A 13,638-nucleotide genomic window follows, 5' to 3' on the forward strand; every position below is an offset into this window, starting at 1 on the left:
CGTCAAGAAGTTGGAGAGGAAGGTCGGTAAAAAAACGGCCAAGGAGCTGTGAGCGCGGCAAAGCCTGCCTCAGCCCTTCTTTGCCGGGGTCACGAGGTGGAACTTGATCTGGACTTCATCGGCCACGACGGAAGTGTCCTTCCACTCGCCGTCACCGATGTTGAACGTGGTGCGCTTGATCGGCAGCACGCCATCGAACACCTGGCTGCCGTTTTCCTGCTTGTACGTGGCGGGCACGGTCACATCCACCGTCTTGCCCTTGATGGTCAGCTTGCCGGCCACGTCATACTTGCCGGCGGCGCCGGCCTTGATGCTGGTCGACTGGAACACGGCCTTCGGATACTTGCCGGCGTCGAACCAGTCCTTGCCCTTCACTTCCTTGGTGGTCTCGGCATCGCCGATCTCGAAGGTCGACACGTCGATCTCGACCTTGGCCGACGACGTGGCCAGCTTGGCCGGATCGAAGTCGACGGTGGCGTCGAACTTCCTGAACTTGCCTTCCATCGGCACGCCGATCTGCTTGGCGGTGGCCGTGACCGTGCTCTTTGCGGCATCGATCTGCGCCCATGCCAGATTGGCGGCCAGGCCAGCCGTTGCCAGGGCGGCCGCCACGAAGATCGTGCCGGGACGGGACATGCGTTTCATCTGGAACTCCAGTGGTGACTGGCCATCACGGCCGGTTGGTCAGGCAAAGCGGTCGAAGAACAACGGCAAATCAGCGCAGGAAGGGGATCATGCGGGCCAGCGTGCCGTCGCGATCCACCAACTGGTGCTTGATGGCCGCGGCGGCATGCACCACCACGATCGCGGCCATGAGGTAATTCAGCCAGACATGGGCGAACTTCAGGATCGGCTTCAGCGTGTCGCTGGCCTCGATCAGCGACGGCAGCTTCCACAGGCCCAGGTACACCACCGGCACGCCGGCGGCCGAACTGTAGAGATAGCCCGTGATCGGCACGATCAGGATCAGCAGGTAGAGCAGATGGTGCGCCGCGGCGGCGGCCCTGGCCTGCCAGGCCGGCGTACCGGGTGCCACGGGCGGGGCAGCGTGGGTGGCGCGCCAGAGCACGCGCAGCACGGCCACCACGAAAATCGTCACGCCCAGCCATTTGTGCCACGAGAACAGCTTGAGCTTGGTCGGCGTCAGCCCGGGAATGCCCGTCATGTACAGGCCCAGCCCGAACGCGGCAAAGATGCCGAAGGCAATCAGCCAGTGCAGGCCGATGGCGGTGGCCGTGTACGTCGCCTGGCCCCCCGGCCCGGATGCTTTGAAACCCATGTCAGTCAATCCCTTCGATCTTTATTACTTATTCTGCTATGTCGGCGCCAAGACAGTCTGTTGCAGTAGCGGTCCGGTCATTCGCTGCCAATTCTCGCATTATTAGGTGACCGGCCCTGCGTTGGAAGCGCCGAACTTCATGAAGTTGTTCAAATCATTTGATGTGTCGAGATGTCGCACCCTGCGCCCGGGAACCGATCGTAACGCCACCGGGAGCCGTGCGGCATTGGCCGCTGGTATCAGCCGGGTAATTTCTTTCGAAACTTGCGCGCCAAACAAAAAGGGCCGACCCCTCGGGGTCAGCCCTTTGCTGCAGCCTTGCGGCGCCGCGGCATACCGCAACGCCCGTGACGGCGATCAGATGCGGTTTGCCAGTTCCACGGCCTTGCCGATATAGCTGGCCGGAGTCATTTCCATCAGCAACTGCTTGGCGTCGTCGGGAATCGCCAGGCCCTGCACGAACGTCTGCAGTGCCTCGCGCGAGATGCCCTTGCCGCGCGTCAGTTCCTTCAGCTGCTCGTACGGGTTGGGCACGCCAAAGCGACGCATCACGGTCTGCACCGGCTCGGCCAGCACTTCCCAGCAGTTGTCCAGGTCTTCGTTCAGGCGCTCGGGGTTGGTTTCCAGCTTGCCCAGGCCGCGCAGGCAGGCCTCGTAGGCCAGCAGGCTGTAGCCGAAGGCCACGCCCATGTTGCGCAGCACGGTGGAATCGGTCAGGTCACGCTGCCAGCGCGAAACCGGCAGCTTTTCCGACAGGTGGCGCAGCACGGCGTTGGCCAGGCCCACGTTGCCTTCCGAATTCTCGAAGTCGATCGGGTTGACCTTGTGCGGCATCGTCGAAGAGCCAATTTCACCGGCCTTGGTCTTCTGCTTGAAGTAGCCCAGCGCAATGTAGCCCCACACGTCGCGGTTCAGGTCCAGCAGGATGGTGTTGGCGCGCGCGATGGCATCGAACAGTTCGGCCATGTAGTCGTGCGGCTCGATCTGGATGGTGTACGGGTTGAACGTCAGGCCCAGGCGCTGCTCGATCACCTGCTTCGAGAACGATTCCCAGTCGAACGACGGGTAGGCCGACAGGTGCGCGTTGTAGTTGCCAACGGCGCCGTTCATCTTGCCCAGCAGTTCCACGCGCTCCACGCGCTCGATGGCACGTGCCAGGCGGGCTGCCACGTTGGCGATTTCCTTGCCCAGCGTGGTCGGGCTGGCCGGCTGGCCGTGCGTACGCGACAGCATCGGCTGCGTGGCGTTCAGCTTCGCCAGTTCCACCAGGCGGGCCAGCACGCGCTTGAGCGCCGGCACGATCACGCCGTCACGGGCGCCCTTGAGCATCATGCCGTGTGACGTGTTGTTGATGTCTTCCGAGGTGCAGGCGAAGTGGATGAACTCGCTGGCGGCTTCCAGCTCGGCGTTGCCCTTGACCTGCTCCTTGAGCCAGTATTCGACCGCCTTCACGTCGTGGTTCGTGACCGCTTCGATTTCCTTGATGCGGGCGGCGTCGGCCTCGGTGAAGTTGTCCACCAGCGACTGCAGCTTCGCTTCCGAAGCGGCCGAGAACTTCGGCACGTCGGGCAGGCCGGCCTGGGCCAGCGCGATCAGCCAGTTGACCTCGACCTTCACGCGATTGCGCATGAAAGCCGCCTCGGACAGCCATTCGCGCAGTGCATCGGCCTTGGCGGCATAGCGGCCATCGATGGGAGACAGGGCGGAGAGCGGCGAAAGGGAAGACGTGGACATGCTGGCAACCGGGAGAAAAGAGGAATGTGGAGGTTCGAGCGGGGGCGCTGGGAACCACGCGACAAGGCCCTGATGCGGCGAATCCGCCGCATCGCCCTGCCGATGCAAGGGCCGGTTCGGCAGACGGCGCAAGCGCCGCGCCAAACGCGCAACGCGGGATTTTACCATCGCCCCATGGCGCTGTGCGGGTCGCTGTGGGCGCCAGCCATCCAAGCGTGCGCAAGGCCGCATTGATGGCGCATTCCCGACACTCCGCATGTATACTCCCGCTCGCCCATCCGTTAGCCTGTTATGAAGTCCATCGGGCACGCCGCCGCGCCTGCCAGCGCACCCCGTGCCACCGAGCGCCGATGCACTTCATAACAAGCTCAAGGGGAGAACATGAAGCTGTATGCGTCCCAGACCAGCCCGTATGCGCGCAAGGTGCGCGTGGTGCTGGCGGAGAAGAAGATCGACTACCAGATGATCGAGGAGAACGTCTGGTCGCCCGACACCATCATTGGTCAGTTCAACCCGCTCGGCAAGGTACCGTGCCTGATCATGGAAGACGGTGGCGCGATCTTCGATTCACGCGTGATTGCCGAGTACGCCGACACGCTGTCGCCCGTCAGCCGCCTGATTCCGCAGGGCAGCCGCGAGCGCATGGAAGTGCGCTGCTGGGAAGCGCTGGCCGATGGCCTGCTGGACGCCGCCCTGCTGGTTCGCCTGGAAGGCACCCAGCGCCAGCCCGCCGAACGCAGCGAAAGCTGGGTCGCACGCCAGCGCGGCAAGATCGACGCCGCACTGGCCGCCATGTCGAAGGGCCTGGCCGACAAGCCGTGGTGCACCGGCATCCACTACACCCTGGCCGACGTGTCCGTAGGCTGCGCACTGGCCTACCTGGACTTCCGCTTCCCCGACATCGCCTGGCGTGACCAGTACGCCAACCTGGTGGCGTTCCAGGACAAGATCGAGAAACGCCAGTCGTTCATCGACACGGCACCGCCGGCGGCGTGACCCTGCGGCAAAAAGTGCCGCATTTCTGACACACATCGTCAGCGCGATACAACGGTAGACGTATTTTTACTGTTCGCCGGAAATCTTCAAGATTTCTATGATTTCCGGCCATCGCGCTCCCCGCTAACGTCCCGCGCTGATCTGGCGCGTGGACGGTCAGTGGACGCAACGTCCACCACCCTTCCGACAAGCACACTCATCTTGCGCCGATCCAACGTCGGAGCGGGATTGTGGGGCATCACAGGGTCACGACAAGACATCTCGATACAGGTCACTCGCGTGCGCGATGGCGGCTGCGCGCGCCAGGCGTGCTCACGGCGCTCGCGCCACTGGTCCAGCTCATCGCACTCGGCCTGCCGACGGCCCTGCCCGGTCCTGTCCTGGCGCAGCCCGGCCCGCGCCCAGCGGCAACATCGCCCGCTACCCCCGAACTGTTGCGCCAGCAGGACCGCGAGCGCGCCCTGCGCGAACGCATGGAGGCGGAGCCCGAAGCCCGGCTGGAGCGACCGGCAGCCACCGTCGCCGACACGCTGCCCAGCGATGAAACGCCCTGCTTCAGGATCGAACGGATCTCGCTGGACGGCGACACTGCCGATCGCTTCCAGTGGGCCATCGTTGCCGCCGACGCGCCGGGCGACGCCGCCACTGGCCGCTGCCTGGGCGCCCACGGCATCAATATCGTCATCACGCGCATCCAGAACGCGCTGGTACAGCAGGGCTACGTCACCACCCGTGTACTGGCCGCACCGCAGGACCTGACGTCCGGCACGCTTACGCTGACCGTGATTCCGGGACGTATCCGAGCGATCCGCTTTACCGACGATTCCAGCCCGCGCGCCACGCAATGGAACGCCCTGCCGGCCCGCCCCGGCGACATCCTGAATCTGCGCGACATCGAACAGGGCCTGGAGAACTTCAAGCGCGTACCCACCGCCGAGGCGGACATCCAGATCGTGCCCGCCGTCGGCGCCGACGCACGGCCCGGCGAGAGCGACCTGGTGATCCGCTGGCACCAGGGGATGCCGCTGCGCTTCAGCGTGGCCGTCGACGACTCGGGCAGCCGGCAGACCGGCAAGTACCTCGGCAGCGCCACGCTTTCATTCGACGACTGGTGGACGCTCAACGACCTGTTCTACGCCAGCCTGAACCACGACCTTGGCGGCGGCGATCCCGGTGCGCGTGGCACACAGGGCTATACCGTCCACTATTCGGTGCCCTATCGATACTGGCAGCTCGGCATCACCGCCAGCGGCAACGACTACTACCAGTCCGTGGCCGGAGCCAGCCAGAGCTATCGCTACAGCGGCAAGAGCCAGAACGCCGAGGTCCGGCTGTCGCGCCTGCTCCATCGCGATGCCGTCCGCAAGACCACGGCCTGGCTGCGCGGCTGGACACGCAATTCCAGCAACTACATCGACGACACCGAGATCGAGGTCCAGCGCCGCCGCATGGCCGGCTGGGAAATCGGCCTGACCCACCGCGAGTTCATCGGCCCGGCCTCGCTCGACCTGAATGTCGGATACCGGCGCGGCACTGGCGCCTTCGAATCCCTGCGGGCACCCGAGGAACAGTTCGATGAGGGCACATCGCGCCCCGAGATCCTCAACGCAGACGTCCAGGCGCACCTGCCGTTCCTGCTGGGCGGACAGCGCGTCCGCTACACCGGCGCCCTCCGCGCCCAATGGAACCTCACGCCGCTGGTGCCCCAGGACCGCTTTTCGATCGGCAATCGCTACACCGTGCGCGGCTTCGACGGCAGTTCGACGCTGATCGGAGACCGGGGGTGGTTCCTCCGCAACGAAATCGGCTGGTCGCTCTGGCAAAGCGGGCTCGAACTGTATGCCGGCGCCGATTACGGGCAGGTCGGCGGCCCGTCCGCGCAATTCCTGGCGGGAACACGCCTGGCCGGTGCCGTCATCGGCATACGCGGCGGCTTCAAGGGTCTCTATGCCGATGCGTTCGTCGGCAAGCCGCTTCGCAAGCCCGCGGGCTTCCTCACGGCCAGCACCACGGCCGGATTCAACGTCAGCTGGTCGTACTGACCTCGCGGCGATCTTCCAGGGAATCAGGGTCATGAAACCATCGCATCACACCATCATCCGGCTGCGGCTGCGGCCGCTGGCGCTGGCCGTTCTTCTCGCACTGCCCTCGGCCAATGCCCAGATCGTTGCCGATCCCGGCGCCCCGCGCACCCAGCAGCCCACCGTGCTCACCGCGCCCAACGGCACGCCGCTGGTCAACATCCAGACGCCCAGCGCGGCCGGCGTCTCGCGAAATACCTATGGCCAGTTCGACGTCCATGCAAATGGCGCGATCCTGAACAACTCGCGCACCAACGCGCAGACGCAGCTCGGTGGATGGGTGCAGGGCAACCCGTGGCTGGCAGGCGGCGAGGCGCGCGTGATCCTCAACGAGGTCAACGCAAGCAACCCCAGCCAGTTGCGCGGACCGATGGAAGTGGCGGGCGGCCGCGCCCAGGTCGTCATCGCCAATCCGGCCGGCATCACCTGCGACGGCTGCGGCTTCCTGAACGCGAATCGCGTGACGCTGACCACCGGCACGCCGATCCTGAATGGCGGCAACCTGGACGGCTACCGCGTGCAGCGCGGCATCGTCGACATCACCGGGGCGGGCATGGACGGCAGCCGCGCCGACTACACCGACATCATTGGGCGGGCCGTGCGCGTGAATGCCGGCATCTGGGCCAACCAGCTGCAAGTGACAACCGGGGCCAACGAGGTGACTGCCGGGACTGCCGGGACCGCCGGCACCGTTGAAATCCGGCGGATCGCCGGCACCGGCCCAGCGCCTGGCTACTCACTCGACGTCAGCGCGCTGGGCGGCATGTATGCCGGCAAGATCGCGCTGGTGGGCACCGAACACGGGCTGGGGATGCGCAATGTGGGCCATATCGGCGCGCAGGCCGGCGAGCTCGTGGTGACCGCCGACGGCCGGCTCGAAAATATGGGCACGCTGCAGTCGCAGCACGATGTGCGGATCGCCGCGGACGGTGGCGTGCGCAACGCCGGCACGATCAGCGCGGCGCGCACGCTGCGGATCGACACCCCTGCCGACGTCGACAACCGGGGCGGCACGCTGAACGCCCTGCGTCTCGACGTCGGGGCCGCATCGCTGGACAACCGGGGCGGCAACATCGAGCAAACCGGCCTGCAGGCGCTGGCGTTGCATGCGGGAACGCTGTCGAATCGGGACGGCGGACGGATCGGTGCCGCGGCGGCAGAGGACGATGGCGCGGAAGGCGCCAGCGAAGGCCCACTTCCTGGATCGCCCGAGGCTGGCACCGCCGATGGCGGGTCCGACGACGCCGGTGGAACGCCAGATGTGCCGGCCGACAATACCGCCGCCACGTCGCCCGACGCGCCGACGTTGCTGGCCGACGGCGTCGTTCGCATCGTGGGCCACCTCAACAACGAGGCCGGCCACATCCGTGCTGGCGGTGCGACGGACCTGCAAGCCGCCGCAGGGCTCGACAACGATGGCGGGCACATCGCGCTGCGCAACCTGACGACGCTTGGCGGCGATCTGCTCAATCGTGGCGGCGCATTGACAATCGGCGCTGCGGCCACGCTACAGGCAGACCATCTTGCCAACGACAACGGCCAGCTATCCGTGGGCGGCGCGCTCGACGTGTCGGCTGGGTCGCTCTCCAACCGGGGCGGCAAGCTGTTGCAAGGCGCCGCCGAAGACGGCTCGCTGCGGGTCGCGGACCAACTCGACAACACGGGCGGCGTCATCGGCAGCAATACCTCGCAGTTCATGGTGGGTGCCGGCACGCTCGACAACCATGCTGGCCAGATCATCGCCGGCGCCGCGCTATCGGCAACGGTCGGGCGGACGCTCGACAACGCGGGCGGCGAAATCATCGCCAACGGCGACGCATCCGTGCAGGCGGGCACCCTGTCCAACCGCGCGCAGGGCGTGATCGCGTCGGCATCCGGCAACCTCTCGCTGGCGGCCCAAGGCACAGTCGATAACGAAGACGGCACGCTTCAGGCGCAGGGCCAACTTGCCGTGGCCGGTGCCGGTCTGTCGAATGCGCGAGGTGCCATCGTGGGCGCGCATGCGTCGATCGACACGCAAGGCCACGCGCTCGACAACACCGACGGAGCGCTTGCGGCCACGGATGGCACGCTGAGCATCCGTGCCGGGGCGCTGAACAATGCCGGGCGGATGCAATCGGCCGGAACGTTGACCGTCGAGGCCAGCGACATCGATAACCAGGGCGAGATCGCCGCCGCCGGAAAGGCCGACCTTGCAGCTACCGGTGCGCTGCGCAATCGGGGCACGGTGCAAGCCAGCGATCTGGACCTGCGCGCGCAATCGATCGACAACACAGCGACGGGCGAAATCACTGGAGGACGCGCGCGCCTTACGGCCAGCGCCACCCTGACGAACCGCGGACTGATCGACGGCGCCAGCACGCGCATTGGTGCGCACACGGTCGACAACGTGGGCAGCGGCCGGCTGTATGGGAATCATCTGGCCATCCAGGCCGACACCGTGCACAACCGCGAAGAGGCGTCGGATGGGCAGGTCAGCGCGGCCACCATCGCCGCCCGCGAACGGCTGGACATTGGCGCAAGGCAACTGGTCAACCGCGAGCAGGCGCTGATTTTCAGCGCAGGCGCCGACGCGGAGGCACTCAATATCGGCAGATCGCTCGATGCGGACAGACACGCCACGGGCCGCGCGGAACAAGTGCGCAACGACAGCGCGACCATCGAATCGCTCGGCGGGCTAAGCCTGAGCGCGGGGCAGTTGCAAAACACCAACACCCATTTCGCCACCGAACGGGTGCAGGTCAAGGGTCCCACGCGCAACCAGACGATCCAGCCTCGGGGCAATCCCGATCAGTACGACGCCAGCGAATTCACGTGGGAAAACTGGAGCAAGGCTGGACGCTATCGCGCCAGGGATGGCAGCGAGGTCACGGCCTGGACGCAGTACGACATCACCTCGACCGAACATGAGGACCGCGTCACGCAAAGCGCGCCGGCCATCATCCGCTCGGGCGGGGCGATGTGGCTCGACGGCGACGATCTGGTCAACGACAAAAGCCAGATTCTTGCCGGCGGCGCCCTGACAGGCACGCTTGACCGGCTGCAGACGCTCGACGCCGAAGGCAAGCACGTCTTGCAGCGCGAAGGGACGAGTCGGTACAGCTATTCGAGGTGGCGAGGGGGCTTCAAGAGGCACCACGAGAGAAACTGGGACCCCGAAGTCGCCTACACGCCAGCCGACGTGGTGACGTCGATCAAGCTGGGCGTGGCCGCCACGCGCGAGCACGTTGGCCTCACGGATAGTGGACGCACTATCGACGACCGCCGCACGGACGGCCCCCGCCCCATCACCGAGATCCCGCTCGATACCGGCGATGGACGCAGCGTGATCCGCACGGTGGCGCCCGGAACCGATATTCCCGCCAGCACGCTGTTCCGGCCCGCGCCGGATTCTCGTGGCTACCTGATCGAGACTGACCCCCGCTTTGCCGACTATCGCCAGTGGCTGTCGTCGGACTACCTGCTTGGGCAGCTCGGCATCGACCCGGCCAGTATCCAGAAGCGCCTTGGCGATGGCTTCCACGAACAGAAACTCGTGCGCGAGCAGATCGGCCAGTTGACAGGCCGGCGCTTCCTCGAAGGCCATGCCAGCGACGAAGCGCAGTACCGCGCGCTGCTGAGCGAAGGCGCGACAGTCGCCCTGCAGTGGAACCTGCGACCCGGCGTGGCGCTGTCAGCCGAGCAGATGGCGCAACTGACCAGCGACATCGTCTGGCTGGTGGAGCGCCCCGTCACCCTGCCCGACGGCACCCACACCACCGCGCTGGTGCCGCAGGTCTACGTGCGCACCCGCCCGGGCGACCTCAAGGGCGATGGCACGCTCATCGCCGCCGACGTGGTCAACCTGCAACTGCAATCGGATCTCTCCAACCAAGGCACGATCGCGGGCCGCTCGGCGGTGCGTATCAGCGGCGAGACCTTGCGCAACCTGGGCGGCCGGATCACGGGCCAGTCCGTCGCGCTGCAGGCACGCGAGGACATCGACAACACCGGAGGCACGATTGACGCCAGCGCATCGCTGGCTGCGATGGCTGGCCGCGACCTGATCGTCGCATCCACCACGCGCAGCGATACCAGGGCATCGGGCCAGAGCCACTTCGCACGCACCCACGTCGACCGCGTCGCCGGCCTCTACGTGACAGGGCCTGGTGGCGAGCTGGCGGCGATGGCCGGACGCGATGTGAAGCTGCAAGGCGCGCAGATCGCCAACGCTGGCGAGGGTGGCAAGACCGTGATCGCGGCCGGACGTGATCTGCATCTCGACACCGTGCGGACAAACGTCGAGGAAAACAGCGTCCGCAATGCAAACAACTATCTACGGCAATCCAGCACGCGGGAAGTCGGCACGGCGATTCAGACCAGCGGCGACGTAACGCTCTCCGCCGGCCGGGATCTCACCGCGCGCGCGGCTCAGGTCACGAGTGACCGGGGCGCGGTGGCCGCCGTGGCCGGCCGCGATGTGCGCCTGACGGCGGGCCAAGCCACGAACCACCTTGGCGAAGGCCGACAGCGCAGAAGCGGCGGCCTGCTGGGTCGGTCGCGCACCACCACGCGCGACAGCCTGACGCAGACGGCCGCCCAGGCGACGACATTCAGCGGCCACACCGTCGACGTGCACGCCGGCAACGACCTCCATGTGATTGGCAGCCAGGTGGTTTCGGACGCCGGCACGACGCTGCTCGCAAAGCACGACATCTACATCGGTGCAGCGCAAAACACCGCGACCGAGACCCACTTCACGGAGACGAAGAAGAGCGGCCTGCTGCATGGCGGCGGTGCGGCGGTCACGCTCGGCACCCAGCAGCAGAGCACGGATGCACGCAGCACGCGGACCTCGGCGGCGGCATCGACCGTGGGCGCGACCGCCGGCGACGTCACCATCGTCGCCGGAAACGCCTATCGGCAAGCCGGCAGCCACGTCTTGGCACCCAAGGGCGATGTCGACATCCTGGCGCGCAAGATCGAAATCGTCGCGGCACGCGAGACCGACCACAGCGTCGAGGAGAGCCGATTCCGGCAATCGGGCCTGACCGTGGCAGTGACTTCGCCAGTGATCTCGATGGCACAGACCGCGCAGCAGATGTCGCGCGCGGCGGGCCAGACGTCCGATTCCCGCATGAAGGCGCTGGCAGGGGTCACCACCGCACTGGCAGCGAAGAACACCGCTGACGCGATCAAGGCGGATCCCAAGGCAGCCGGTGGCATCGGCGTTTCCGTGTCGCTCGGCATCAGCCGGAACGACAGCCGGACCACGACCCGCAGCGATAAGGCCGCCGGATCGACCATCGCAGCAGGCGGGGACGTACGCATTCGTGCGACCGGAGCGGGAGTCGATTCGACCCTGACGATTCGTGGCAGCGATGTCAGCGCAGGAGGCAATCTCGGCCTGAAAGCCGACGGCAAGGTGGCGCTGCTCGCGGCGAAGAACACCTCGGACATGGACCGCAAAAGCAGCGGCTCCAGCGCAGGGGTGGGCGTATCGGCGCAGATTGGCGCGAAGGGGCCGGCGCAGGTCGGCGTGACGGTCAGCGCGAGCGGATCACGGGGCAACGGATCCGGACAGGACGTGACATGGCGGAATACCCATGTCAACGCCGGCAAGACGCTGGTGATCGAATCCGGCGGCGACACGACGCTGGCCGGCGCGGTGGTGGGCGGAAACCGCGTCGTGGCCGGCATCGGCGGCAACCTCAATATCGAAAGCCTGCAGGACCTGCACGGCTACCGCAGCAAGGACCGGAGCCTGGGCGGCAGCCTGACATTCGGCGGCGGCGCCGTATCGGGCAGCCTGAATGTTGGCCAGCAGAAGATTGATAGCAATTACGCGAGCGTGACAGAGCAGTCGGGCATCCGGGCTGGCGACGGGGGCTTCGACATACGGGTTGGCGGCAACACGGCGCTCAAGGGCGGCGTCATCACCTCGACGAAGCCAGCGGTAGCCGCCGGGCTCAACCGCTTCGATACAGGCACCCTGACCACCGCCGACATCGAGAACCGGGCTGACTACAAGGCCAGTGGCTTCAGCCTCGGCGCCGGCTTTTCATCGCGCGATTCCAGCGAGGGCGCGGGCAGCACCGATGCCGGTGGCGGCAACACTGGCAATGGCAACGCCGTCGGGACGGACCAGCAGGGCCAGGCCGCCACCGGCGGCGAGAAGGTCCCTGGCAGCGACCTGCCGTCTCTCGGCGGCATCAGCGCTGCGCCGCCGGTGGTGCTGGGCGCCAGCGGCAGTTCGCGCAGCACCACACGCAGCGGCATCAGCGGTGCGGCGGTGACGATCGGGAATGGCGACCAGCAACAGGCCCTGACCGGCCAATCGATCGACGAAAGCCTGGCCAGCCTCAACCGTGATGTCTCCAGCGAAGTCGACGGCACCAACGCGCTCAAGCCAATTTTCAACGAGAAGGAGATCAAGGCCGGCTTCGAGATCGTCGGTGCGCTGCAGCGGGAGACCGGGGCGTTTTTGAATAATCGGGCGAAGGAGGCGACTGCTGCCCAGCAGGAACTCGATCGGGAATTCAAGAAGCCAGAGGCGGAACGTGATCCGGCCCGGATCAGTCAATTGAGCCAGGTGCTCAAGGACAACGCTACCTGGGGGGTAGGTGGAGCGGGCCGCAATATCGTCACTGCCTTGTCCGCCGCCGCAGGCGCCAATGTCACCGGCAGCACGGCCGGCATGCTGCAAGGCGCGGCGGTCAACTACCTGCAAAGCCTGGGTACGCAATCCCATTCGCCATGATCGACGATCAGACTGGCTTCTATAACGATGGGTGGGTGGTGCTGGCGTGTTTTGACGGGACGGACACGTCGGGTGATCCGTCTGTCTTCGTATACGACTATGCCACGCCAAAGACGCTGCCGTGGGAAAACCTCTCTTATGATAATTTCACTACCTGGATGGAAGCCGCTCAGGTCGAATCGCCCAACTATAAATCCGAACTGTCTTGATCAATAAATCTGGCAGCCACCCAATCCGTCAGCCAGACGTCATTCTCGGCTTGGAAGAACTTAATCCCCTCCAACCTCATCTTGGAAGCCGCGATTTTCAATATCACCGGACTACCATACCGCTTTCCCACGGCGATGGCGGTTTCCCGGTCGGCCGAAAGATGGACGTGATGGCGAGATCCGGGGACCAGGCCATGCTCCATGATGGAAGGCAGGAAACGAGTCGCCGTCCCGTGGTAAAGAAAGTCGGGCGGCTCTTTTTCCGCATGTTTGAGCTGGACGCTGACCGTTGAATGTCCTTGTACCGCGCGAACACGCTGGCCGTCAGGCGACAAGCTGAAGCGCTTCTTGTCACTAGTATTGACGACTTCGACAATTAGCGAAACTTCAAGGGTGCGCCCCCGTAGCCTGGCGCCCTCAATCAGCGCCGAGACATCGGCCCAGCCTTCGCTATCGAGTTGAAGCCCTGCAGCTTCCGGCTCGTGCCGAAGCACATAGCTGAGGAATTTGCTGGTTTCAATGAGGTCGCTAGAGTTCATGGTGCGATATTTGTCGTGGATACCCGGTGCTGAACGAACCAAGCAAGCCTTCTACAACAAA

The 13,638-nt window shown here is 65.8% G+C and carries 8 protein-coding genes; 4 read left to right on the plus strand and 4 right to left on the minus strand.

Annotated features, from left to right (window positions below; genetic code table 11):
* Positions 1–69: 69 nt before the first annotated feature.
* The 3 genes from ACOABP_RS06105 to purB form a co-directional block, all read right to left on the minus strand.
* Entirely contained in the window at positions 70–645 is a 576-nt protein-coding gene (locus ACOABP_RS06105) for a YceI family protein (RefSeq protein WP_474227393.1), read from the minus strand.
* 70 nt (positions 646–715) lie between these two features.
* The gene (locus tag ACOABP_RS06110; RefSeq protein WP_474227394.1) at positions 716–1,279 is read right to left on the minus strand and encodes a cytochrome b; all 564 of its coding nucleotides are present in this window, start codon (positions 1,277–1,279) and stop codon (positions 716–718) included.
* Positions 1,280–1,636: 357 nt separating this feature from the next.
* On the minus strand, positions 1,637–3,013 hold the full coding sequence (gene purB / locus ACOABP_RS06115) for an adenylosuccinate lyase (RefSeq protein WP_066732212.1): 1,377 nt from the start codon (positions 3,011–3,013) through the stop codon (positions 1,637–1,639).
* Between the two features lie 381 nt (positions 3,014–3,394).
* On the opposite strand from purB, the gene ACOABP_RS06120 reads away from it, so the two are divergent.
* From ACOABP_RS06120 to ACOABP_RS06135, 4 genes are all read left to right on the plus strand, one after another.
* The gene (locus tag ACOABP_RS06120) at positions 3,395–4,009 is read left to right on the plus strand and encodes a glutathione S-transferase C-terminal domain-containing protein (RefSeq protein ID WP_474227395.1); all 615 of its coding nucleotides are present in this window, start codon (positions 3,395–3,397) and stop codon (positions 4,007–4,009) included.
* Between the two features lie 308 nt (positions 4,010–4,317).
* A complete protein-coding gene (locus ACOABP_RS06125; RefSeq protein WP_474227396.1) occupies positions 4,318–6,051 on the plus strand; it encodes a ShlB/FhaC/HecB family hemolysin secretion/activation protein in 1,734 nt (577 codons plus the stop codon).
* Positions 6,052–6,082: 31 nt separating this feature from the next.
* Complete coding sequence (locus ACOABP_RS06130; protein WP_474227397.1) at positions 6,083–12,829, plus strand: hemagglutinin repeat-containing protein; 6,747 nt, start codon at positions 6,083–6,085, stop codon at positions 12,827–12,829.
* A complete protein-coding gene (locus tag ACOABP_RS06135; RefSeq protein WP_474227398.1) occupies positions 12,826–13,038 on the plus strand; it encodes a hypothetical protein in 213 nt (70 codons plus the stop codon). The genes ACOABP_RS06130 and ACOABP_RS06135 overlap by 4 nt, the downstream gene beginning before the upstream one ends.
* On the opposite strand, the gene ACOABP_RS06140 is transcribed toward ACOABP_RS06135, so the two are convergent.
* The gene (locus tag ACOABP_RS06140) at positions 13,017–13,577 is read right to left on the minus strand and encodes an RNA 2'-phosphotransferase (protein ID WP_474227399.1); all 561 of its coding nucleotides are present in this window, start codon (positions 13,575–13,577) and stop codon (positions 13,017–13,019) included. The two genes, ACOABP_RS06135 and ACOABP_RS06140, sit on opposite strands and share 22 nt — an antisense overlap.
* Positions 13,578–13,638 lie beyond the last annotated feature (61 nt).

This window comes from Cupriavidus sp. HE11, from assembly GCF_056097175.1.